This is a genomic window from Rhizobium leguminosarum, assembly GCF_001679785.1.
Taxonomy (GTDB): Bacteria; Pseudomonadota; Alphaproteobacteria; order Rhizobiales; family Rhizobiaceae; genus Rhizobium; species Rhizobium leguminosarum_R.
Window position 1 is genome coordinate 4066724 of the sequence record NZ_CP016286.1, and the last position, 23828, is coordinate 4090551.

Genomic DNA, 23828 nt, shown 5'->3' on the forward strand with positions numbered 1-23828 from the left:
GGAACTTATGATTCGCTCTGGCCTATTCCAGCCCTTGCGCACCAATCGCGCAAGGGGGCAAGCGTTTCATGCTCGAGCGCGACGTTCAGATAGGAAAGCGTGCGCGACATATGTTTCAGATAGCCCGGCTTGCCGTCGCGCTGCAAGAGGCGCACCCAGAGGCCAGCAAGCTTGCAGTTGCGCTGGGCAGACATGATCGCCCAGGCCTTCATAAATCCGGCTTCGTCGAAACCGCCCTGCGCGCGGCGAAGCGTCAGATAATCATCCATCAGCTGCCGGAAGAGGTCCGGCTCGATCGTTACGCGCGCATCCTGGACGATTGAGGCAAGGTCATAGGCAGTGGGGCCGATCATCGCGTCCTGGAAATCGATGAGGCCGATCTTACGAATACCGCTTTCATGTTCGCGCCAGATGATGTTCGGCGAATGGAAGTCGCGCAGCAGCAGGTTCTTCTCGGCCGTTGCGAGCTCGTCGATGAGCGCGTCCCAGATCGCCAGATATTCCGCCCGTTCGGCTTCCGTTGCGGGTGCGCCCTGACGCTTCCAGGGCAGGTGCCAGTCGAGCACCAGCCGCACCTCCATCTTCATCGCCGTGCGGTCGAAATCAGGAATATGGTGGATATGGCCCTTTCCAACGGGGATGTCCTGCGGAAATTTCAGGGCGTGCAGCCTGGCCAGGAAGGCAACGCTTTCGCGATAGCGTTCGATAACCGGCTGTCCGTAGGCATCCAGCACGCCTTCGCTGCCGAGATCTTCGATCAGCAGGATACCCTTGTTATAATCCACCTTGTAGACTTCGGGCGCCGCAAAACCGTCCTTGCGCAGCGTATCGGCGATCGCCACGAAGGGATAAGCGTTTTCGGCAAGATGCGCGACTTTGGGATAGGGTTTGCCGTCGAGAACCGGCGGGCCTTCAGCAAGCGGCGGCCAGTCCATCAGGATGACGCGTTGGTTCCCGGCTTGCGGATAGATCGCCTCATAGGCGCGCAGCGAGGCATCACCGGTCAGGAATCGGCGTTTCGCTGCGGGGTAACCGGCGGTATCGAGGAAATCGCGGATCGCCAGGACGCGGCGGATGCGTGTATTTTGGGCGCCAGCGGCTTCGATTATTACCCGGCGGCCGCTGCCTTCATGCGCCAGCGTCAGCGCGATGCGCTGCGCGGGCAGTTCGCTCTGCGCCATCTCAGGCCATTCGACGAGACAGATACCGTTCTGCAGGGCCTCGTCGAAGCCAAGCTCGGTCAGTTCGGCCGGATCACCGAGCCGGTAGAGATCGAAATGCGAAACGGCGATGCGCAGATCGTAGGATTGCACCAGCGTGAAGGTCGGGCTCGGGACCTCAAGCCCCTCGTCATCGGCCATGGCGCGCAGGATCGCCCGGGCGAGCGAGGATTTCCCCGCGCCGAGATCGCCGGAAAGGGCAAGGCAATCGCCGGCCTTCAGGGCCAGCGCCAAGTCTTCGCCGAGGCGGATGGTGGCCGCCTCGTCTTTCAGGAAAAGCGAGATTGCATCGCTGGTCGTCATTCGGCGGCGGCGGAATGCGGTACATCGACCGAGGGGATACGACAGACGACGGTCGTGCCCTTGCCCGGCTCGCTGTCGATCGTCACGTCGCCATGATGCAGACTGACGAAGCTGTCGACGATCGAGAGGCCGAGGCCGGCGCCGCCGCGTTTGCCGCTTTTCGCTCCCGTGGCAAAACGGTCGAAGACGGTCGCGATCATGTCGGGTGAGATGCCGGGGCCGCGATCACTGACGGCGAAGACGAAATCCGTGCCTTCGCGATGGCATTCCAGCGAGATCGACGTGCCCTCGGGCGAGAAATTCGCCGCATTGGACAGAAGCTTCAGAAGGATCTGTTTCAGCCGCTGCGGATCGGCGACGATCGAGCCGAGATAGGCAGGAGCGGTGATTTCAAGCGCGACGCCACTTTCGTGGAGGCGATCGGCGATTTGCATCGAGACGTCGTCGAGCAGATCGTTGAGATCGATATCCGCATAATTGAGGCGCATGATGCCGGCGTCGACGGTCGCAAGGTCGAGAATATCGTTGACGAGCGTCAACAGAACCGAGGACGAGGTCGAGATGTGGTCGATATATTCGGCCTGCCGTTCGGTAAGCGGCCCGACGCCCGGCGTGCGCAGGAGATCGGTGAAGCCGATGATGTTGGTCAGTGGTGAACGCAGTTCATAGGAAACGTGCTGGACGAAGTCGTTCTTCAGCTCGTCGGCCTTGCGCAACGCTTCGTTCTTCTCGGTCAGCGCGCGCTCGGCACGCACGCTGTCCGTCATGTTGACGAAGGTCAGCATGGTCTGCGCGTTCGGCAGCGGGATGACGGCATAGTCGAGCACGAGGCCGGAGAAGAGTTCCAGCGTTCCCTGGCCCGAGCGGCGTTCGTCGTCGAAGCTGGTGATCAGTTCCGCGAACGTCTTCCAACCGTCCGGCCGGTCATAGGACGGGGCGCAGGCCTCGCCCAGCGCACGGATATGGGTGCCGGGCTTGGCTTCGGTTTCGGTGATCCCCCAGAGCGCACGGAAGGCCGGGTTGGAAAGTCGGATGCGTCCATCAGGACCGAACACCGCCACACCTTCGGAAAGGTGGTCGATCGTTTCGCCCTGCACCTTGACCAGCGTGTTGTAGCGCGTTTCGAGATCGACCTGCTCGGTCAGATTTTCGAACACCCAGGTGGCGCCGCCCTGCGGATGAGCGGTGGCGAAGACCCGCAACGTCTGCCCGTTGGGCAGGTGCCAGAGATCCGTTTGCGTGTCGAGCGCGCGATAGACGGAAAGCGCGGCGTCCTTCCAGCTTTTCCAGTTGAGCTGGTCCGGCAACTTCTTGGCTGCGCGCAGCCGCTCGAGCAACTCGCTATTGTCCGGCCGGCCTTCGAGGAAGGCGATATCCAGCTCCCAAAGCGCAACGAAGGCCTGATTGTAGAACTGCAGCCGGCGCTCGCCGTCGAAGATGGCAACCGGCGTGGCCAGATGGTCGAGCGTTTCGGCATGGCTCTTCAGCGTCCGTTCCAGCTCGGCGCGCACTGCCTCTATGTCGGATACATCGATCGCGATGCCGGCCGAGCCGCCGGGAACCCTGACGTCGACGACGTCGAAGAATGTGCGGTTGCCGTGCACGACCGTCGAGATCTTGTCGTGGAAGGGCGATTCCGGCGTCGTCGTGGCGCGAATGCGTTCGCGCGCGACGGTCGTCAGCATCTCGCGGCCTTCATTGATCGCCTGCTGCGGCGATCGCGCTTCGACCGCCTCGCCATAAGCCTGGTTGACCCAGGTCAGGCGGCCCACCGGATCGCGCTGCCAGGCCGGCATATCGATCGCGTCCAGCATGGTCTGGAAGGCAGAGATCGAGGTCATCAGCCGGTCGCGCTCGATCCTGAGCTCTGCGAGCTCGGCGCGCAGATTGTTGAGCGCCACGAAACGGACGAACGCGCGCCCGCCGGAAACCCTGCCCTGCGCCTCCAGGATTTCGTCGCGGATGGTTTCGACCACCATGTCGAAGCTCTGCGCCTCGTCGCGCAGCCGGTCGATCGCCTTTTCCAACTCGGAAGCCGAACGTGACTTCAGCCACAGGCCGAAGGCCAGGAATTCGCCGTCCTGCGGCGCGCCGGTCTCGGGCGGAAGCTGGCCGAGCAGTTCGGGGCGCGCATTGCCGTCCCATATGACGATCCGCCGGTTCTTGTCGGCGATCAGAGCCTGGTATTGCGAAATGCGCTGCTGGGCATCGGAGAGCGCCGAGCGGATTTCCCGGCTCTCGTTTTCCAGATTGCCGCGCTGACGCACCAGCCACAGCGTCGACAGAAGCGCTGCCGATATGACGCCGATGACGACGGAAACACCGATCACCTGCGAGGATGTGAAGAGGTGAGCCGAGGCCGCCGCCTGCTGCTCCGCCTGTGCCAGAGCCGGCCGCGCCAGCGCGGCAAGCGCCGTGCCGGCGGCGCAGCTTTTCAGGAAGCGCGCCAGTGGTCCGTGCTCTTGCTTTGCGGCCTCGTGTGCCGTTGCAGATTTATATCCTCGGCCTGCCATGAGCGGGCGGTGATCGGCGCGAACGCCATCATCCGCCTGACCGGGCAGGCTGCTTCTTATTTCCGACATCCGCGGTATGTCTCCGTCCTTCAATGTGCCGCATTACGACAAGACATCCCATTTTCGCAGCGGTCGGACAGGGTCCGGCGCCACGAATCAAGTCTTAAAACAATACTTCGGAAGGGAATCTGCGGGAAGGGAGCGTCCAAAAAATAAGCCGCGGCATTTGTCAATGCCGCGGCTTCTACATCTTGTGGATATTAACGATCAAATCAATATCTGTAGTGGTCGGACTTGAACGGGCCCTTCGGCGAGACGCCGATATAGGCAGCCTGTTCCTCAGAAAGCTCAGTCAGCTTCACGCCGAGCTTGTCGAGATGCAGGCGTGCGACCTTCTCGTCGAGATGCTTCGGCAGGATATAGACCTGGTTGGAATACTGGTCGGGCTTGGTGAAGAGCTCGATCTGCGCCAGCGTCTGGTTGGTGAACGAAGCCGACATCACGAAGGACGGATGGCCGGTGGCGTTGCCGAGGTTGAGCAGACGGCCTTCGGAAAGAAGGATGATGCGGTTGCCCTTGGGAAATTCGATCAGGTCGACCTGCGGCTTGACGTTGGTCCACTTGAGATTGCGCAATGCAGCGACTTCGATCTCGTTGTCGAAGTGACCGATGTTGCCGACGATCGCCATATCCTTCATCGCCCGCATATGGTCGATGCGGATGACGTCCTTGTTGCCGGTGGTGGTGATGAAGATATCGGCCGAGGAAACGACGTCCTCGAGCAGAACGACTTCATAACCGTCCATCGCAGCCTGCAATGCGCAGATCGGATCGGCTTCGGTCACCTTGACGCGGGCGCCGGCGCCGGAGAGCGAAGCGGCAGAACCCTTGCCGACGTCGCCGTATCCGCAGACGACGGCAACCTTGCCGGCCATCATGACGTCGGTGCCGCGACGGATGCCGTCGACCAGCGATTCCTTGCAGCCATACTTGTTGTCGAACTTCGACTTGGTGACCGAGTCGTTGACGTTGATCGCCGGGAAGGGCAGCAGGCCCTTCTGGCTGAGCTGGTAAAGGCGGTTGACGCCGGTCGTCGTTTCCTCGGTGACGCCCTTGATCGCGTCGCGCTGCTTGGTGAACCAGCCAGGCGAAGCGGCAAGGCGCTTCTTGATCTGTGCGAAGAGGATTTCCTCTTCCTCGGAATGCGGATGAGACAGCACGTCCTCGCCGGCTTCTGCGCGGGCGCCAAGCAGGATGTACATGGTGGCGTCGCCGCCGTCATCGAGGATCATGTTGGAAAGGCCGCCATCGGCCCACTGGAAGATCTTGTCGGTGTAGACCCAGTAATCTTCGAGCGATTCGCCCTTGATGGCGAAGACAGGTACGCCGGAAGCGGCGATCGCGGCAGCGGCATGATCCTGCGTCGAGAAGATGTTGCACGAGGCCCAGCGGACTTCGGCGCCGAGCGCGACCAGCGTTTCGATGAGCACGGCCGTCTGGATAGTCATGTGCAGCGAGCCGGTGATGCGCGCGCCCTTCAGCGGCTTTGTCTGGCCGAATTCGGTGCGGCAGGACATCAGCCCCGGCATTTCGGTTTCGGCGATCGTAATTTCCTTGCGGCCGAAATCCGCAAGCCCGATATCGGCGACGACATAATCTTTTTCAGTGCTCATAGAGGCCTCCAGGCTGAAAAACGTCTCAAAATTGGCGCAGGCGCGAAGATGACCCACGTGCAAGCGCACGGCATGTCCGCCGTTTAGCAGGCTTCGCCGATGATGGCAATAAGGATATAAAGAAGTCTTTATATGTTTATATGAACGCGATCGGAGCTCACATCTCTTCGCCGAACCTGTTCTGGATCAGCTGGTCCAGCGCCTCCAGCGCTTCCTCGGCCTGGCTGCCGCTCGCCGAAACGACGACGCTCGAACCGGGGCTTGCCGCAAGCATCATCAGGCCCATGATGGAGGTTCCGCCGACCGTCATTCCATCCTTGGAAACGGTAATGGCGGCATCGAAGGTCTCGACCATCTGCACGAATTTGGCGGAAGCGCGCGCATGAAGACCGCGCTTGTTGATGATAAGGAGTTCCCGGGAGAGCGATGTCATGAATGCCCGTTATTTTCCGCTGAGCACACGGCTCGCGACATTGATATATTTCCGCCCGGCTTCGGATGCCTCCACCAGTGCCTTCTCCATGTTGTTCTCGCCGCGCACCCCGGCAAGCTTGATCAACATCGGCAGGTTGACGCCGGCAATGACCTCGGTATGGCCGCTGCTCATGACTGATATGGCAAGATTGGACGGTGTGCCGCCGAACATGTCGGTCAGGATGACGACGCCGTGGCCATCATCGGCACCGGAAACGGCTTCCAGAATGTCCTGCCGTCTCTGGTCCATGTCGTCTTCGGGGCCAATACAGACCGTCTCGATGAATTTCTGAGGACCGACGACGTGCTCGACAGCATGACGAAACTCTTCAGCCAGCTTGCCATGAGTGACAAGCACAAGTCCGATCATGATATTACTGCTCCCATATACGCAAACGGTGGCCCCAATATCGCAATGCAGCAATTACGTCCACCGGTGGGGGCACATCTTGGCTATGAAAAGCCGAAGTGCAAGATAAAAATGCGAATATATAAGGCAGATTGACCAATCCGGAAGGCCTCAGCGCCCGATATCCGGCACTTTTGCCATCAGGATCGCAAGGGGTGAGGAAACGCCTGTGAGCAACCGCAATGCGGGAAGCGAAAAACCGGCGGCAAGGCTCACCACTTCGCCCTCGGGAGGCACCCGGTCTTCACCGGTGGCGCTGCCCGGAAGCACGGCATAATGCATGGCCGCCCTGGGAATATGGTCCTGACGAACGATGCCGGTGCCGCGAAGTTCGATCAGCCCGGTGATCGACGGCGGGCACGTGGCGATCACCGCGCCGGCCTCTCTTGAGAGAAGAACCTGGTCGTCGGCGACCAGCGCCGTGAAAAGCCCGAGCCGGCGCGCCTCGGTCATGCAGGTGAAGGCCAGCATCGATTTTCCCCAGCCGGAGGGGCCGCTGAACAGCAGCCCGGTCTTGCCGACGACGATCGCCGTCGCATGGACGTTGAAACCTGCCTCGGTCATGCTGCGGCGCCGATTGGCAAAGAGAGGATGAAGCGGGCGCCGAGTATATGCCCGCTCTCGGCATCGGCGATGTTTTCGGCTCTCAGCGAACCGCCATGCGCTTCGGCGATCTGGCGGCTGATCGAAAGGCCGAGCCCCGAATTCTGGCCGAAGCCTTCCGCCTCCGGCCGGTCCGTATAGAAGCGCTCGAAGATACGGTCGATATTTTCCGCCTGGATGCCGGGGCCGTTGTCTTCGATCGTGGTGACGCAGCGCGAGCGTGTCCGCACCAGCCGCACGGTAATCTTGCCGCCCTTTTCCGGCACGAAAGAGCGGGCATTCTCGATCAGGTTGGCGATGATCTGGCCGATGCGTAGATCGTGGCCGTTGACGACGAAGCGGGTCTTGACGTTCGGCTTGCGTTCGATCGCATATTCGATTTCCACCTGCTTCTTGGTGCTCCTGACCTGGCGCGAAACCTCGATGAGGTCGCGCAGCAGCACCTCCATGTCGACGGAGCCGGCATCGACACGTGCGAGTTCGGCGTCGAGACGGGAGGCGTCGGAGATATCGCTGATCAGCCGGTCGAGGCGGCGGACATCGTGCTGGATGACGTCCATCAGCCGCTTCTTGGAATCGTCGGATCTGGCAAGCGGCAGCGTTTCGACGGCGCTGCGCAGCGAGGTCAGCGGGTTCTTGAGCTCGTGGCTGACATCGGCCGCGAAACTCTCGATCGCATCGATGCGGTCGTAGAGCGCCGTCGTCATCTCGCGCAATGCGATGGAAAGGTTGCCGATTTCATCCTGGCGGGCAGAGAAGTCGGGAATTTCCTCACGCGTCTTGGCGCCGCGGCGGACGCGGATGGCCGCTGCCGAAAGACGGCGCAGCGGATTAGCAATGGTCGACGACAGCACCAGCGAAAGCAGCACGTTGACGAGTGTCGCCACGCCGAAGACGCGCATGATGGCAAGCCGCTCGGCATGGACGATATTGTCGATGTCGCCCGCCTGCGTCGACAACAACAGCACGCCGAGCACGGCGCGGAAGCGCTGGATCGGTACGGCGACGGAAACGATGAGCTCACCTTTTTCGGTGGTGCGCACGACTGCGCCGCGCACGCCGGTGAGCGCGTTCATCACTTCGGGATAGATCGAGCCGTCGCCGCCCGGCGCTTCCTTATAGAGCGGCAGATTGCCGGGCTGCAGCGCCTTGTTGAACAGGGTGGCGAACCACTCGCTCCAGGTCTGTTTCTCTTCCTCCACCGGCGGCAGGTCGAAGCGCAGCACCTGGCCGCGCGAATAGAGATGGCGCGAATCGAGCAGCAGGTTGGCATCGGCATCGAAGATGCGGGCGCGCGTGCGCGTCGGAGAGATCAGCCGGCGCAGAACCGGCGCGACCTTTTCGGGATCGATCGGGAATTCAAGATCCTCGTCGTTCGGCACCGGGGTGATGCTCTGGCCGGCCTGCAGCTCGAGCAGCTTCTGCGGATCGATGGTAATCGAGTTCGTATCTACCGACGCGGAGGCCGAAACGGCGCCGGCGATGATTTCGCCCTGGGTCAACAGGCTTTCGGCGCGGGCGTCGATCAATCCCTCGCGGAACTGGTTAAGGTAGAGGATGCCGCCGACGAGCACCACCAGCGCGACGAGATTGAAGAACAGGATGCGCCGCGTCAGGCTCGAAAAGACGGCATTGCCGAAGATGCGGCGGATCAGCGTGAAGGGATGCGACCAACGGCGGCCTCGGACGCGACGGGTGCTCACGCCCTCCGCATCGTCCAGATCCCTTTCCTGCACCAACTGTGCCAATGACAGGCCCTTTCGAAGGGCGGGGCCGGATGGACCGGCCCGCAGCCCTCAACATTTCTAACAGCGCCGCGCGTCTTTTCAGATGCGCAAGGGACGCTGTGACATTTTGAACTGCTGCATAATTTGATCCTTAAATCGATGCCGATTTAGGAGATTATGCAGGAGCGCGCTGTGCCGCTCGGGGCTCAGGCTGCTTCGCGGAAGCGGTATCCCACTCCGTAGAGTGTTTCAATCATATCAAAGTCGGTGTCGACCATCTTGAATTTCTTGCGCAGCCGCTTGATGTGGCTGTCGATGGTCCGGTCGTCGACATAGACCTGTTCGTCATAGGCTGCGTCCATCAGCGCGTCGCGGCTTTTGACGACGCCGGGGCGCTGCGCCAGCGAATGCAGGATCAGGAATTCGGTCACCGTCAGCGTCACGGCCTCGCCTTTCCAGGTGCAGGTATGGCGTTCCTGGTCCATGACCAGCTGCCCGCGCTCCAGCGAGCGGGCCTGCTGCACCGCGCCGGTCTTCGGCGCGCCGCTGGGGCCGGTGCCGGCGGCGGCGGCTTCGCGGCTTGAGGCGCGGCGCAGGACGGCGCGCACACGCTCCACCAGCAGACGCTGCGAAAAAGGTTTGGTGATGAAATCATCGGCGCCCATCTTCAGGCCGAAGAGTTCATCGATCTCCTCATCCTTGGAGGTGAGGAAGATGACGGGAATATCCGACTTCTGCCGCAGGCGGCGCAGCAGTTCCATGCCGTCCATGCGCGGCATCTTGATGTCGAAGATCGCCAGCTGCGGCGGTCGCGCCAGCAGGCCGTCGAGCGCCGAAGCACCGTCCGTATACGTCTCGACCTTATATCCTTCGGCCTCCAGTGCGATCGACACCGAGGTGAGGATGTTGCGGTCGTCATCAACGAGCGCGATTGTCGGCATGGTGTTGGTCTCCGTCATCAGTGCGCAATCTCCCGGATTTGCTCTCCCCAGGCGGTCTCAGTGACCGGATGCGCTTATGGAGGATAAAGGTGGAACAAATTGTGGCAAAGATAAAGGGGAGGATTGTCGTAAAATTCGCCGGCAATCTTAGGTGGCGCTTGCGAATCTTTAAACCCGACCTATTCAAACGATTTAAAATTAAGGTGATAAATTTAAATCGATTAATTGTTTGATATCACTGCATTTTCTAAAGTTTTCCATCTTGTTTTTTAAAATTTTCGCCCGTATTTTCGCGGTTAGTTTTAACGGCAACGAGTCTGAGTGAAGGGAACTAGCCATGGAAATGTTCGGAGTTCATAACCCGGCAATAGAGCTGGCAACGGTTGGATTGGGCGGCGCAGCCAGCGTTCGCTACAACTTTTCCGCCGCCGCGCTCTATGAAGAAGCGATCCGCCGGGGCGAAGCCGAACTGACCGCTCAAGGCGCACTTCGGGCTATTACCGGCCAGCACACGGGCCGTTCGCCGCGCGACAAGTTCGTCGTTCGCGATATCAACACCGATGGCGAAATCTGGTGGGACAACAACAAGCCGATCTCGCCGGAGCATTTCGCCGTGCTGCGCGACGATATGCTGGCGCATGCCGCGGGCAAGGAGCTTTTCGTCCAGGATCTCGTCGGCGGCGCCGAGGAGGGCCATGCCTTGCCGACCCGCGTCGTGACCGAATTCGCCTGGCATTCGCTGTTCATCCGCAATCTGCTGATCCGCCCTGACACCGCAGCGCTGTCGAGCTTCGTGCCGAAGCTGACGATCATCGATCTGCCGAGCTTCAAGGCCGATCCGGCCCGCCACGGCTGCCGATCGGAAACGGTGATCGCCTGCGATCTCACCAACGGCCTCGTCCTCATCGGCGGCACCTCCTATGCCGGCGAAATGAAGAAATCGGTCTTCACCGTGCTCAACTACCTGCTGCCGGCCAAGGGCGTGATGCCGATGCACTGCTCGGCCAATGTCGGCCCGGACGGTGACGCGGCGGTCTTCTTCGGCCTTTCCGGCACGGGCAAGACGACGCTTTCGGCCGATCCGGCCCGGACGCTGATCGGCGATGACGAACACGGCTGGAGCGAAAACGGCATCTTCAACTTCGAAGGCGGCTGCTACGCCAAGACCATCCGCCTCTCGGCCGAAGCCGAGCCGGAAATCTATGCGACGACGCAGCGCTTCGGCACCGTGCTGGAAAACGTCGTGCTGAACGAAAGCCGCGAGCCGGATTTCGACGACGGGTCGCTGACCGAGAACACCCGTTGCGCCTATCCGATGGACTTCATCCCGAATGCTTCGGAAACGGGCCGTGCCGGGCATCCGAAGACGATCATCATGCTGACCGCCGATGCCTTTGGCGTCATGCCGCCGATCGCCCGATTGACGCCTGATCAGGCGATGTATCACTTCCTCTCCGGCTACACCGCCAAGGTGGCCGGCACCGAAAAGGGTGTCGTCGAGCCGGAAGCGACCTTCTCCACCTGCTTCGGCGCTCCTTTCATGCCGCGGCATCCGGCCGAATATGGCAATCTGCTCAAGGAGTTGATCGGCCGTCATGGCGTCCAGTGCTGGCTTGTCAATACCGGCTGGACCGGCGGCGCCCACGGCACCGGCAAGCGCATGCCGATCAAGGCGACGCGTGCGCTTCTCGCTGCCGCCCTGAGCGGCGAACTTGGACAGGCGGAATTCCGTGCTGACACGAACTTCGGCTTCGCCGTGCCGGTCTCCGTCGACGGTGTCGATGGCGGCATTCTCGATCCGCGCTCGACCTGGGCCGACAAGGCAGCCTATGACGCGCAGGCCGAAAAGCTGGTCTCGATGTTCATCGCGAACTTCGCCAAGTTCGAAAATCATGTCGACGGCGGCGTCCGCGATGCAGCCCCGGGCGTAAAGGTCGCCGCAGAATAAGCAGATCAAACCTCTGACTCACGTGAAACCCGGCATCGCAAGATCGCCGGGTTTTCCATGTCACAGCGATATTTTCAATTCGCCGCCGATGTGAGATAGAACGCCGCATGGCCAGCGACGCACTCTATATCGATGACAGGATCACCATCGCGGGATGGGAGCTGACGGAACAGTTCGTTCTGGCGGGCGGTCCCGGCGGGCAGAATGTCAACAAGGTCTCGACCGCGGTCCAGCTGTTCTTCAACATCGCGAATTCGCCGTCCCTGAACGATCGTGTCAAAACCAATGCGATCAAGCTCGCCGGCCGGCGTTTGTCGAAGGAGGGCGTGCTGATGATCGAGGCGAGCCGGTTTCGCAGCCAGGACCGCAACCGCGAGGATGCGCGCCACCGGTTGAAGGAACTGATCCTCGAGGCCGCCAAGCCGCCACCGCCGCCGCGCAAGAAGACCAGGCCGACCAAGGGTTCGGTCGAACGCCGCCTGAAGGAAAAATCCGGTCGCTCGGAAGTCAAGAAAATGCGCGGCCGCCCCGGCGGCGGCAGCGGTGAGTGATATGCCGGAGCTCTTTAGCGGCATCCGCCATCTCCCCGGTTACCTCGACCGAGCGCGTCAGGAAGCATTGGTCGAGGTGATCCGCACCGTCGTCGCCGAAGCGCCGCTTTATGTGCCCGCCATGCCCGGTACCGGCAAGCCGATGTCCGTGCGCATGACCAATTGCGGGCCGCTCGGCTGGGTGACGGACAAAGAGCGCGGCTATCGCTACCAGCCGCTGCACCCGGCAACCGGCAGACCCTGGCCCGATATGCCGCAGCAATTGCTCGATATCTGGAATGACGTTTCGAGTTATGACAAGCCGCCGGAAGCCTGCCTCGTCAATTTCTACTCCGACGAAGCGCGCATGGGCTTGCATCAGGACAAGGACGAACAGGATCTCAAAGCCCCGGTCGTTTCGATCTCGCTCGGCAACAGCTGCCTCTTTCGCGTCGGCGGCCTCAGCCGCAATGATCGCACGCTATCTTTCAAGCTTTCGAGCGGTGATCTGGTCGTGCTGGGTGGCGAGGGGAGGCTTTGTTTCCACGGCGTCGACCGTATCCATCCGGCGACGTCGACGCTGCTGAAGAATGGCGGCCGCATTAATCTGACGCTTCGCCGCGTCAATCCCTAAAATATAGGCGCCGCTATAGTTTTCGCAGTGCGACCTGCTCGATCAGGTGATCCTTGCCCTTTTTCAGGATGAGATCGGCGCGCGGACGAGTCGGCAGAATGTTCTGCCGCAGGTTTTTCAGGTTGATGTTTGCCCAAAGATCCTCGGCGATTTCGAGCGCTTCCGCGTCGCTGATCGAGGCATAGCGATGGAAATAGGAATTCGGATCGCGGAAGGCGGTTTCGCGCAGCCGCATGAAGCGCGTGACATACCAGTTGTGGATCTCGTCTTCGGCGGCATCGATATAGATCGAGAAGTCGAAGAAGTCGGAGACCATCGGCACGATCTTGCCGCCGGCCGGCAGGTCGCGCGACTGCAGCACATTGATGCCCTCGAAGATCAGGATGTCCGGCCGGTCGACGATCTTGAATTCGTCCGGCAGCACGTCGTAGACGAGGTGGGAATAGCTGGGGGCCTTCACATCCGGCCGCCCGGCCTTGATCGCCGAGAGGAAACGCAGGATCGCACCCGTGTCGTAGCTTTCCGGAAAGCCTTTGCGCTGCATCAGCTTTTCCCGCTGCAGCACGGCGTTCGGATGGAGGAAGCCGTCGGTGGTGACGAGATCGACCTTCGGGCTGGAAGGCCAACGCCCCAGGAGCTCCTTGAGGATACGGGCGGTGGTGGATTTTCCGACGGCGACCGAACCGGCGATGCCAATGACGAAGGGCGTCTTCGTCACATCGGACAGGCTGAGGAAGCGGTTGCGCTGTTCAAACAGCATCTGCGAGGATTCGACATGTGCCGAGAGCAGCCGCGACAGCGACAGATAGATGCGCCGGACCTCGTCTAGATCGATTGGATCGCCCATCGAACGCAGCCGTTTGACCTCGTCGCTGGTCAACGTCAACGGCGTGTCGGCGCGGAATTTCGCCCATTGTTCGGAAGAGAAGAAGTGGTAGGGCGAATAGGATTCCGACTGGAAGTGATCCAACGTTTCCGGCACCCCGATAATCTCAGTCGCGATACTCATGAACTCTGCCGGCTGGCCTTTTCCTTGAGGCCGGACTGCGCGGTTCTGCGCTCGAGCTCGGCCATGACATTCTCTAACGGTATTTCAGCAATCTTCAATACGACCAATAGGTGATAGAGAACATCGGCAGCCTCATAGGTCAGATTGTCGCGGTCGCCGGTCACCGCCGCCATCACGGCTTCGATCGCCTCTTCACCGAGCTTCTTTGCCGCTTTCGTCTGGCCGGCGGCCACGAGCTTGGCTGTCCAGGATTGCTCCGGCGAGGCTTTCGATCGTTCTGCGACGATGCTTTCGAGATCGGAAAGGGAAAATCCGCTCATAGGTCCGCTTTCAAAGTTCAGTCGAGACGCATGTCGATGCCGCACTTCGACATATAGTGCTTCGCCTCGCTGACAGAATAGGTGCCGAAGTGGAAGATCGACGCGGCGAGGACGGCATTGGCATGACCCTCCTTCACCCCGGCGACGAGATCGTCGAGATCGCCGACGCCGCCGGACGCGATGACCGGCACACGCACCGCATCGGCGATCGCCCGCGTCAGCTCCAGATCGTAGCCGACCTTGGTGCCGTCGCGGTCCATCGACGTGACCAAGAGCTCGCCGGCGCCGCGCGCCACCATCTTCTCCGCGAATTCGACGGCATCGATGCCGGTCGCGTTGCGGCCACCATGGGTATAGATTTCCCAGGCGCTGAGATTGTCGCCGCCGACCGCCTGGGTGCGGCGGCGTTTGGCATCGATCGAAACGACGATGCACTGGTCGCCGAACTTGTCGGCTGCCTCGGTGACGAAGTCGGGATTGCTGACGGCTGCCGAATTGATCGAGACCTTGTCGGCACCGCACAGCAACAGCTTGCGGATATCGGCGATGGTGCGCACCCCGCCGCCGACCGTCAGCGGCATGAAGCATTGGTCGGCCGTGCGCGACACGACATCGAAGATCGTCTCGCGATTGTCCGAGGAAGCGGTGATGTCGAGGAAGCAGAGTTCGTCGGCGCCGGCCGCATCATAGGCCTTCGCGGCTTCGACGGGATCGCCGGCATCGACGAGATTGAGGAAGTTGACGCCCTTGACGACACGGCCGTCCTTGACGTCGAGACAGGGAATGACACGGGCCTTGAGGGTCATTTATGCGGTCTCCTTGGCCCGGGCCGCCTTGATCAGCGCCAACGCTTCCTTGGGATCGATACGGCCGTCATAAAGCGCACGGCCTGAAATCGCCCCTTCCAGCTTCCGCGCATCGGGCTCCAGCATGCGGCGGATATCGTCGAGAGAGGCAAGGCCGCCCGAGGCGATGACGGGAATGGAAACGGCGTCGGCAAGTTCCAGCGTCGAACTCCAGTTGATGCCGGCCAGAATGCCATCACGGTCGATATCGGTGTAGATGATCGCGGCGACGCCGGCGCCCTCGAATTTCCTGGCGAGCTCGATGATACCGAGTTCGGAGGCTTCCGCCCAACCCTCGACGGCCACCTTGCCGCCCTTGGCATCGATGCCGACGGCGACATGATCAGGAAATTTCCGGCAGGCCTCGATCACCAGCGCCGGATTTCTGACCGCGACGGTGCCGAGAATGACGCGCCGCAGCCCGCGCGACAGCCAGGCCTCGATATGATCGAGCGTGCGAATGCCGCCGCCGAGCTGCACGGGATTGTCCGTTGCCTTCAAGATCGCTTCGACGGCATCGCCATTGGCCGAATGTCCCGCAAAGGCGCCGTCGAGATCGACCACATGCAGCCATTCGAAACCCTGATCTTCGAAGGATCTTGCCTGGGCGGCCGGATCGGTGTTGTAGACCGTCGCCTGCTGCATGTCGCCGAGCTTCAGGCGGACGCATTGGCCGCCTTTCAGGTCGATCGCGGGAAAAAGGATCATGTCGTCTTACGTCCGTAGAGTTGTCGGTACCATCAGCGCATTCCACGCATCTACGATATCCGATCGGAAAAAGACAGCGGCAATGGCAGCCGCGCCGAAAAGCAGAAGGAGGAGCAGGGTGACGGCAAAGCCGGCCCGGACCTGACGCCAGAAGCCCAGGCGCCTCTTGATCGATTTCTCGATGTTTCGCACCTGGCGCAACGCATCGCTGTTGACGGCGGTCAGCCGGATCTGCGGCTCCATCGCCTCGACATAGGTTTCGGCATAACTCGAAAGGATCTGCGAGGCGCGGTCGCGTAGCGTGTTGCGCAGGTCGGTCGAGAGATAATTGCTGTTGACGGCGGCAAGCTCGGCCTCATCGGGCGAACGGCCGGCATTTCGCTTGCGATGGCTGAGAACGAAATCGCGCTTTTGCCGCTCGTAGAGTGCGTAGGCGAGCAGGCCGATCAGATCGTCCTCACCTTCGATATAGAATTCCAGCACGGCCTCGGCGATATCGCCGGCGCTGACCCCGTTTTGCCGCCGGCTCGAACCGTCGTTTGCGGGGAAAGAGTCATGGATCATCGGTCCAGCCTTTCTTTCAGCGCCTTGGCTGCATTGGAAAGCGCCTTCCTGTGGATGGCTTCATCGACACGGCGGATGACCGTGCCGCCGGGAAGCTTGATATCAGAAAAGGGGGGCAAGCCTTCCCTGGAGGGCCGCAACGTGTAGAACACCTTGCCTGATTTCCGTGAAGCCGGCATCGAGCGCACTCCTGTTCCGCCGTTTCCATACTAGAACAGGATGATTTTAGGCCGGGTCGGCCTAAAATCTGAATCCTGTTCTACATTATACAGTCAGAGCATGATGTCGCCCGAAAACCGCTCACACTTTTCGGCATCATGCTCTAGGGAAATAAGGCAGCTCTATTAAAAGCCAGCCCTTGGAAAAATTCCAGCAAAACCGTGTAACCGTTTTGCTTCGGGACTGCGTGAACAATGCTTGACGGGTTCGGGCTCTACGGGTTCCAGCGCAGAAAATTGGCGATCAGGGCCAGGCCGAGCTTCTGGCTCTTTTCCGGGTGAAACTGTGCCCCGACCATGTTGTCGCGCCCGACGAAAGCGGTCATTGGACCGCCATAGTCGGCCGTCGCTATAACGTCCTCGGCGTTTTCGGCTGCAAGATGGTAGGAATGCACGAAATAGGCGTGCAGTCCCTGCGACCCCGTCGGAATTCCTTCGAAGAGCGGATGTTCGCGCTTCAGGTCGAGCGTGTTCCAGCCGATCTGCGGGATCTTGAGTGCCGGATCATCCGGCGTCATCTCGACGACGTTACCGGGGATCCAGCCGAAACCGTGCGTCACGGTCTTCTCGAGGCCGCGCGAGGACATGAGCTGCATGCCGACGCAAATGCCGAGGAACGGCCGGGCCTTCTTCCCGACAGCCTCGATCAGCACCTCGGCCATATCAGGCACGGCATCGAGGCCGCGCCGGCAATCGGCATAGGCGCCGACACCGGGAAGCACGATACGATCGGCCGCGGCAACATCCTCCGCCCTGTCGGTGAGATCGATATGGGCATCGATGCCAGCTTCGTGGGCGGCACGCTCGAAAGCCTTAGTCGCCGAGCGCAGGTTACCGGAGCCATAGTCGATAATCGCGACGCGCATCGTCAGCGTCCTCCATCAAAACCAAAGAGACCAAGCGATGTTGCATCGCCGTGCGGGCCGTTCGGACGGGCTTTGTTCTGCCAGTCCGGTGCCGGGGCGTCGTCACTAACTGCGATAGCCGCCCTGTCCGAAAAATAGACCTGCTCGGCAATGCCGATCGTATCGGCCGCAATGAATGCGTCTTCGTTCCAGCCCTTCGCAGCAAAGTTGCGGACACGGACATTCTGGCCCTCAAGACCGACCAGCATATTCACGCCCAACAGGATTGCCGCTCCCGCCGGCCCGAGGCCGGGTTCGTCCATCAGCGCACCACCAATCCCCTGCAGCAGAAAGGCCGCGGCCGCATGCAGCCAAAGCCGATGCGCCAGCAGCCAAACCCATGGAAATAGGAAGCCGAGCAGCGTGAAGCCGTCACGGATGGTTCGCGTCTCATCGGCCGTGGCGCTCGTACTGCCGGGCGGTGTCAAGAAGATATAGCTGGACGTCATTGCCGCCGCTCCCTTGAAGGGCTCAGACGAGCGTGCCCTTGGTCGAGGGAACACGGCCCGCCTGTCTCGGATCGATCTCTGTCGCCGTGCGCAATGCACGGGCAACGGCCTTGAAGCATGTCTCGGCAATATGGTGATTGTTGGCGCCATAATGGTTGAAAATATGCAAGGTGATGCCGGCATTCTGGGCGAGCGCATGGAAGAATTCGCGAACGAGCTCGGTGTCGAAAGTGCCGATCTTCGGCGCACTGAAGGCGACATTCCAGACGAGGAACGGTCGGCCGGAAAGATCGACCGCAGCCTTGGTCATCGTCTCGTCCATGGCGAGATCGATTGAAGCGTAGCGGGTGATGCCGCGCCGGTCGCCGAGTGCCTTGGAGATCGCCTGGCCGATGGCGATGCCGGTATCTTCGACCGTATGATGGTCGTCGATATGCAGGTCGCCCTTGGCATCGATCTCCATGTCGATGAGGGAATGTCGCGAAAGCTGGTCGAGCATGTGGTCGAAGAAGCCGACGCCCGTCGAGATCGTCGATTTGCCGGTGCCGTCGACATTGACGGAAACGGAAATCGAGGTTTCGTTGGTCTTGCGGGAAACGCTGCCCGTGCGGCTTGCTGCGGTCTCGGCCATGTGGCCCTCCATCGGGAATAAGGCCGTTCCTTATCAGGCGCATCCGGAAATATCCAGAAGCCGGGGAAGAGAAAAGCCGGCCCATTTGCAATCGGCGCCAGTCCACTTACATAGGGCTCAACAGGGCCGGCATGCGGCCCGGCAGACAGGTGTTTTATGACAACAATCATTACAGTTCGAAAAGGCGGCAAGGTGGTGATGGCGGGCGATGGCCAGGTGAGCCTTGGCCAGACCGTCATGAAAGGCAATGCCCGCAAGGTGCGCCGTATCGGCAAGGGCGAAGTCGTCGCCGGTTTCGCCGGCGCCACCGCCGATGCCTTCACCCTGCTCGAAAGGCTTGAAAAGAAGCTGGAGCAATATCCCGGTCAATTGATGCGTGCCGCCGTCGAGCTCGCCAAGGACTGGCGCACCGACAAATACCTGCGTAATCTCGAAGCCATGATGCTCGTCGCCGACAAGTCGATCACGCTGGCGATCACCGGCAATGGCGACGTTCTGGAACCGGAGCACGGCACGACGGCGATCGGTTCCGGCGGCAATTTTGCCCTCGCCGCCGCCCTCGCACTCATGGATACCGACAAATCGGCCGAGGAGATCGCTCGCCGTGCTCTCGATATCGCCGCCGACATCTGCGTCTACACGAACCACAACGTCGTGGTGGAATCGCTGGATGCCGAAGGCTGAACCCTATGCCTTCCGGCCGCTTGCCGCGGTTGACCTGCCGCTCCTCGCCAAATGGCTGGAAAGCCGGCATGTCAGGCGCTGGTGGGGCGATCCGGCCCAGGCGCTGGCTTCGATGGAAAAGCATATCGATGCGGCCTCCGTCTCGTGCTTCATCGTCACGCTGAATGGAAAGGACTTCGCCTTTATCCAGGCGGCCGATCTCGACGACGAGGACGATAAAGCGCTCGCCGGTCAGCCGAAGGGCACCTACGGCATCGACCAGTTCATCGGCATCGAGGAATTCGCGGGCAAAGGTCACGGACCAGCCTTTATGATAGGGTTCTGCGATATGCTCTTTGCAAAGGGCGCGCAGCGGATCCTCGTCGATCCGCATCCTGACAATGCATTCGCAATCAGAGCCTATACCAAGGCGGGCTTTCAAGGACTTGGCGAAACAACGACTAATTACGGCCGGGCGCTGTTGATGGCCCTGGACCGCCAGGAGAATGATACGCAATGACCACTTTTTCCCCCCGCGAGATCGTTTCCGAGCTCGATCGCTATATCATCGGCCAGCATGACGCCAAGCGCGCCGTTGCGATTGCGCTGCGCAACCGCTGGCGCCGCCAGCAGCTCGACCCGAGCCTGCGCGACGAAGTCATGCCGAAGAACATCCTGATGATCGGCCCGACCGGCGTCGGCAAGACGGAAATCTCCCGCCGCCTGGCAAAGCTCGCCGGCGCACCTTTCATCAAGGTGGAAGCGACAAAGTTCACCGAAGTCGGCTATGTCGGCCGCGACGTCGAGCAGATCATCCGCGATCTGGTCGAGGTCGGCATCGGCCTGGTGCGCGAGAAGAAGCGAGCCGAGGTACAGGCCAAGGCGCATGTGAGTGCCGAGGAGCGTGTTCTCGATGCGCTGGTCGGCACGACAGCATCGCCTGCCACGCGTGAAAACTTCCGCAAGAAGCTCCGGGACGGCGAACTTGACGACAAGGAAATCGATATCGAGGTGGCCGATGCCGGTTCCGGCATGGGTGGCTTCGAAATTCCCGGCATGCCGGGCGCCAATATCGGCGTGCTGAACCTGTCGGAAATGTTCGGCAAGGCGATGGGCGGCCGTACCAAGAAGGTCCGCACCACAGTCAAGGCTTCGTATAGTGACCTGATCCGCGACGAATCCGACAAGCTGATCGACAACGAAGTGATCCAGCGTGAAGCCGTTCGCTCCACCGAGAATGACGGTATCGTCTTCCTCGACGAAATCGACAAGATCGCCGCCCGCGATGGCGGCATGGGCGCCGGCGTTTCGCGCGAAGGCGTCCAGCGCGACCTCTTGCCGCTCGTCGAAGGCACAACGGTCTCGACAAAATACGGGCCCGTGAAGACTGACCATATCCTGTTCATCGCCTCCGGCGCCTTCCATGTCTCCAAGCCTTCGGATCTTCTGCCGGAATTGCAGGGCCGCCTGCCGATCCGCGTCGAATTGCGTCCGCTGAACAAGGATGATTTCCGCCGGATCCTGACCGAGACCGAAGCAAGCCTCATCCGCCAGTACCGCGCGCTGATGGAGACGGAAAGCCTGAGCCTCGAATTCACCGACGACGCAATCGACGCGCTTGCCGATGTCGCCGTGCATCTGAACTCCTCCGTCGAAAACATCGGCGCACGCCGTCTGCAGACGGTGATGGAGCGGGTGCTGGACGATATTTCCTACAACGCGCCGGATCGGGGCGGGACGGCCGTGACGATCGATGCCGCCTATGTGCGCGAACATGTCGGCGATCTCGCACAGAATACCGATCTCTCGCGCTTCATTCTGTGATATCGGCGCACCGCTTCATGTCTTTCCCGGCATGAATGACGGATTGTAACGAACGCGACTCTCGACAACGGGCCTTTTACTTTCTACTGCATAATTCCCTAAATCGGGTTCGATTTAGGGATAAAATTATGCAGCAATTCAAAGTGCTACAGCGTCCTTTGCGCGTCTGAAAAGACGCGCGCCGCTGTAGTGAAGGCCCGTTTTGTTTCCGCTCGGCTTTATTCGGCCAAGATTCTGGTCCAGGCAGCCGCATCACAAACAGGACGATGGAACGGACGGGATAACGGATCGTGCGACGCCTTTTGACAAGCCTTATGATTGCCGTTGCCCTGGTGAATTCGGCGCCTGCCTTCGCAATGCAGACGGTGCCGGCCGGCAATCGTCATGCCGAGCAGCCCGATATTCCGGGCGCTTCCATCCGGCGCACCAAAGGCACCAAGAGCAGCTTCGATCTGAAATACGAAAAGGTTCATGAGCTTCTGGCGACCGATCGCGAGCTGATGAGCAAGATCCGCAAGATTTCCAGCGCTTACGGCATCAATCCCATCCATGTCGTCGGCGCGATCGTCGGCGAACACACCTATAATGTCGATGCCTACGACCGGCTGCAGGCCTATTATGTCAAGGCTGCCTCCTACGCCGGAGAAAGCTTCCGTTTCGCCTATGATGGCGAAAGCGTCGACGAATTTGTGGCGCGGCCGCAATTTTCCGACTGCAAGGGCAAGAACGATTCCTACACGCTCTGGTCCTGCCGCGAAGATGTTTGGGAAACCGATTTCCGCGGCAAGACGGTTGATGGTACGAGCTTTCCCAACAACCGTTTCAGCGCGGTCTTCTTCCAGCCCTTCTATGCCGGCCAGACCTTCGGCCTCGGCCAGGTCAATCCGCTGACGGCGCTGATGCTCTCCGATCTCGTGACCCGCGTGTCCGGCTATCCGAAGCTGAATGAGAAGAATGCCGGCGCCGTCTACAGGGCCATCATGGATCCCGATATCTCGCTCGCCTTCGTCGCGGCCTCAATCCGCAGGTCGATCGACGATTACAAGGAGATCGCGGGCATGGATATCTCGGGCAATCCCGGCCTGACGGCGACGCTCTATAATGTCGGCAATTCGCGCCAGCGCGCCGCAGCACTTGCTGCGAAGAACCGCGGCGCCGGGGCGACGGTCTGGCCGGAAGAGAATTATTACGGCTGGCTGATCAACGACAAGCTGGACGAACTCAAGGGCCTGCTCTAGCTTCAAGCTTGCCGGGAAGGCCTAGATCTTCCCCGAAAGGCTTTTACGATGGACATGCGTCCGGACCCCTTCGTACCGCCAGCACCGCTGCCGCGTACCGTGCCGCCGAGCCGGCTGGAAATTATCCGCATCATCCTGCGCAATCCGCTCGAACTCTGGGGCGAGCCGTCCTACACGCTGCCGTGGATCCGCACCAATTTCTTCGGCCAGAGGACGCTGATCGTCAACGATCCTGGCCTGATCAAGCACGTGCTGGTCGACAATGCCAATAATTACCGCATGTCGGATGTACGCCAACTCGTCCTGCGTCCGATCCTCCGCGACGGCCTTCTGACCGCCGAAGGTCCTGTCTGGAAGAGATCGCGCAAGGCGGTGGCGCCTATTTTCACCCCCCGCCATGCCCAAGGCTTTGCCGGGCAGATGCTGCGCCAATCCGAAGATTATGCCCGCAAATATGAGAGCGCAGGCGAGGCAGGCGCAATTTTCGATATCAGCACCGACATGACCGAGCTGACCTTCGCAATTCTCGCCGACACATTATTTTCAGGCGAAATCGTCACCTCGAGCGGCCATTTCGCCGACGACGTCAATGAACTCCTGCATCGCATGGGCCGCGTCGATCCGATGGATCTGATGCGCGCTCCCTCCTGGGTTCCACGTGTGACACGCATCGGCGGTCAGAAAGTGCTGGAGAAATTCCGCGCCATCGTGCGCAACACCATGGATATGCGGCTCGCAAAGGTGAAGGCAGACCGCAACAGCGCCCCCGAAGATTTCCTGACCCTGCTCCTGGAGCAGGCTGGCCCTGAGGGGCTGACCAACGAGGAAATCGAAGACAATATTCTGACCTTCATCGGCGCGGGGCATGAGACCACAGCCCGAGCGTTGGCCTGGACCCTGTATTGCGTATCGAACAGCCCGCATATCCGCGAGGCAATGGAAGAAGAAATCGACGCGGTGCTCGCCACTGGGGCCAAACCTGTGGAATGGCTGGATATGATGCCGCAGACGCGCGCCGCCTTCGAGGAGGCTTTGCGCCTCTATCCGCCGGCGCCATCGATCAATCGCGCCGCCATATCAGATGATTCTTGGACAAGCCCCAAGGGCGAGCGGGTCGAGATCGAAGCCGGCGTCACGGTGCTCGTCATGCCTTGGACGTTGCATCGCCACGAACTTCACTGGGACAGGCCGCGTGCCTATATGCCCGAACGCTTCCTGCCGGAAAATCGCGGCTCTATCGGCCGCTTTCAGTTCCTGCCTTTCGGCGCTGGCCCGCGTGTCTGCATTGGCGCAACCTTTGCGCTTCAGGAGGCGGTGATCGCCCTTGCTGTCCTAATGCATCGTTATCGCTTCGATTCCACCGATCAGACCAAGCCTTGGCCGGTGCAGAAGCTGACGACGCAGCCGCAGAACGGACTGCCGATGCTTGTGACGCCGCGCATAATTGCCACGAAGGCATAAATCTTTCGAATTATTGCA

25 protein-coding genes are annotated in these 23828 nt (G+C 60.7%); 8 read left to right on the forward strand and 17 right to left on the reverse strand.

The genetic code is table 11. From position 1 onward, the window contains the following. Positions 1-5: 5 nt before the first annotated feature. The 8 genes from tsaE to BA011_RS19840 form a co-directional block, all read right to left on the reverse strand. Positions 6-1523 (reverse strand): tRNA (adenosine(37)-N6)-threonylcarbamoyltransferase complex ATPase subunit type 1 TsaE, encoded by a 1518-nt coding sequence (gene tsaE / locus BA011_RS19805; RefSeq protein ID WP_065281699.1) that lies wholly within the window; start codon positions 1521-1523, stop codon positions 6-8. Continuing rightward, positions 1520-4105, reverse strand: coding sequence for a sensor histidine kinase (locus tag BA011_RS19810; RefSeq protein WP_065281700.1), 2586 nt, complete (start codon positions 4103-4105; stop codon positions 1520-1522). The genes tsaE and BA011_RS19810 overlap by 4 nt, the downstream gene beginning before the upstream one ends. Positions 4106-4308: 203 nt before the next feature. Continuing rightward, positions 4309-5709, reverse strand: a complete 1401-nt coding sequence (gene ahcY / locus BA011_RS19815) for an adenosylhomocysteinase (protein WP_011649859.1) — start codon at positions 5707-5709, stop codon at positions 4309-4311. A gap of 157 nt (positions 5710-5866) precedes the next feature. Continuing rightward, a complete protein-coding gene (locus BA011_RS19820; protein ID WP_003544133.1) occupies positions 5867-6142 on the reverse strand; it encodes an HPr family phosphocarrier protein in 276 nt (91 codons plus the stop codon). Positions 6143-6151: 9 nt separating this feature from the next. Further along, the gene (locus BA011_RS19825) at positions 6152-6553 is read right to left on the reverse strand and encodes a PTS sugar transporter subunit IIA (protein ID WP_003544139.1); all 402 of its coding nucleotides are present in this window, start codon (positions 6551-6553) and stop codon (positions 6152-6154) included. A gap of 150 nt (positions 6554-6703) precedes the next feature. Continuing rightward, a complete protein-coding gene (locus BA011_RS19830; RefSeq protein ID WP_065281701.1) occupies positions 6704-7156 on the reverse strand; it encodes an HPr kinase/phosphorylase in 453 nt (150 codons plus the stop codon). Further along, a complete protein-coding gene (locus BA011_RS19835) occupies positions 7153-8943 on the reverse strand; it encodes a sensor histidine kinase (protein WP_065281702.1) in 1791 nt (596 codons plus the stop codon). The genes BA011_RS19830 and BA011_RS19835 overlap by 4 nt, the downstream gene beginning before the upstream one ends. 185 nt (positions 8944-9128) lie before the next feature. Further along, positions 9129-9863, reverse strand: a complete 735-nt coding sequence (locus tag BA011_RS19840; protein ID WP_198293334.1) for a response regulator transcription factor — start codon at positions 9861-9863, stop codon at positions 9129-9131. Between the two features lie 337 nt (positions 9864-10200). Between BA011_RS19840 and BA011_RS19845 the strand changes: the two genes are divergently transcribed. The 3 genes from BA011_RS19845 (at position 10201) to BA011_RS19855 (ending at position 12975) form a co-directional block, all read left to right on the forward strand. Continuing rightward, positions 10201-11811, forward strand: coding sequence for a phosphoenolpyruvate carboxykinase (locus BA011_RS19845; RefSeq protein WP_065281703.1), 1611 nt, complete (start codon positions 10201-10203; stop codon positions 11809-11811). A 107-nt stretch (positions 11812-11918) separates the two neighbouring features. Beyond that, a complete protein-coding gene (gene arfB / locus BA011_RS19850; protein ID WP_065281704.1) occupies positions 11919-12362 on the forward strand; it encodes an alternative ribosome rescue aminoacyl-tRNA hydrolase ArfB in 444 nt (147 codons plus the stop codon). A gap of 1 nt (position 12363) precedes the next feature. Beyond that, on the forward strand, positions 12364-12975 hold the full coding sequence (locus tag BA011_RS19855; RefSeq protein ID WP_065281705.1) for an alpha-ketoglutarate-dependent dioxygenase AlkB family protein: 612 nt from the start codon (positions 12364-12366) through the stop codon (positions 12973-12975). A 13-nt stretch (positions 12976-12988) separates the two neighbouring features. Here the strand turns inward: BA011_RS19855 and coaA are convergent, their stop codons facing one another. The 9 genes from coaA to hisB form a co-directional block, all read right to left on the reverse strand. Continuing rightward, the gene (coaA, locus tag BA011_RS19860; protein WP_065281706.1) at positions 12989-13984 is read right to left on the reverse strand and encodes a type I pantothenate kinase; all 996 of its coding nucleotides are present in this window, start codon (positions 13982-13984) and stop codon (positions 12989-12991) included. Further along, complete coding sequence (locus BA011_RS19865; protein ID WP_065281707.1) at positions 13981-14304, reverse strand: phosphoribosyl-ATP diphosphatase; 324 nt, start codon at positions 14302-14304, stop codon at positions 13981-13983. The genes coaA and BA011_RS19865 overlap by 4 nt, the downstream gene beginning before the upstream one ends. A gap of 17 nt (positions 14305-14321) precedes the next feature. Next, complete coding sequence (gene hisF / locus BA011_RS19870) at positions 14322-15110, reverse strand: imidazole glycerol phosphate synthase subunit HisF (protein WP_017962660.1); 789 nt, start codon at positions 15108-15110, stop codon at positions 14322-14324. After that, positions 15111-15857, reverse strand: a complete 747-nt coding sequence (gene hisA / locus BA011_RS19875) for a 1-(5-phosphoribosyl)-5-[(5-phosphoribosylamino)methylideneamino]imidazole-4-carboxamide isomerase (protein ID WP_065281708.1) — start codon at positions 15855-15857, stop codon at positions 15111-15113. 6 nt (positions 15858-15863) lie between these two features. After that, on the reverse strand, positions 15864-16421 hold the full coding sequence (locus tag BA011_RS19880; RefSeq protein ID WP_017962662.1) for a hypothetical protein: 558 nt from the start codon (positions 16419-16421) through the stop codon (positions 15864-15866). Beyond that, on the reverse strand, positions 16418-16600 hold the full coding sequence (locus BA011_RS19885) for a hypothetical protein (RefSeq protein WP_003544173.1): 183 nt from the start codon (positions 16598-16600) through the stop codon (positions 16418-16420). The genes BA011_RS19880 and BA011_RS19885 overlap by 4 nt, the downstream gene beginning before the upstream one ends. A gap of 254 nt (positions 16601-16854) precedes the next feature. Further along, entirely contained in the window at positions 16855-17505 is a 651-nt protein-coding gene (hisH, locus tag BA011_RS19890; protein ID WP_065281709.1) for an imidazole glycerol phosphate synthase subunit HisH, read from the reverse strand. A gap of 2 nt (positions 17506-17507) precedes the next feature. Next, the gene (locus BA011_RS19895; RefSeq protein ID WP_065281710.1) at positions 17508-17993 is read right to left on the reverse strand and encodes a DUF2628 domain-containing protein; all 486 of its coding nucleotides are present in this window, start codon (positions 17991-17993) and stop codon (positions 17508-17510) included. Positions 17994-18015: 22 nt separating this feature from the next. Next, positions 18016-18624: an imidazoleglycerol-phosphate dehydratase HisB gene (gene hisB, locus BA011_RS19900; protein WP_065281711.1), complete on the reverse strand. Its 609-nt coding sequence runs from the start codon at positions 18622-18624 to the stop codon at positions 18016-18018. Positions 18625-18780: 156 nt separating this feature from the next. Between hisB and hslV the strand changes: the two genes are divergently transcribed. The 5 genes from hslV to BA011_RS19925 all read left to right on the forward strand — a co-directional run bounded on the left by hslV (position 18781) and on the right by BA011_RS19925 (position 23810). Further along, positions 18781-19308 (forward strand): ATP-dependent protease subunit HslV, encoded by a 528-nt coding sequence (gene hslV / locus BA011_RS19905; protein WP_017962666.1) that lies wholly within the window; start codon positions 18781-18783, stop codon positions 19306-19308. Beyond that, positions 19295-19807 (forward strand): GNAT family N-acetyltransferase, encoded by a 513-nt coding sequence (locus tag BA011_RS19910; RefSeq protein ID WP_065281712.1) that lies wholly within the window; start codon positions 19295-19297, stop codon positions 19805-19807. Before hslV ends, BA011_RS19910 begins: the two co-directional genes overlap by 14 nt. Continuing rightward, positions 19804-21111, forward strand: coding sequence for an ATP-dependent protease ATPase subunit HslU (gene hslU / locus BA011_RS19915; protein ID WP_011649875.1), 1308 nt, complete (start codon positions 19804-19806; stop codon positions 21109-21111). Before BA011_RS19910 ends, hslU begins: the two co-directional genes overlap by 4 nt. A gap of 290 nt (positions 21112-21401) precedes the next feature. Further along, complete coding sequence (locus BA011_RS19920) at positions 21402-22349, forward strand: DUF1402 family protein (RefSeq protein WP_065281713.1); 948 nt, start codon at positions 21402-21404, stop codon at positions 22347-22349. A gap of 48 nt (positions 22350-22397) precedes the next feature. Next, positions 22398-23810 carry a cytochrome P450 gene (locus BA011_RS19925; protein ID WP_065281714.1) on the forward strand — a complete coding sequence of 471 codons (1413 nt, stop codon included), beginning with the start codon at positions 22398-22400 and terminating at the stop codon, positions 23808-23810. Positions 23811-23828: the final 18 nt, after the last annotated feature.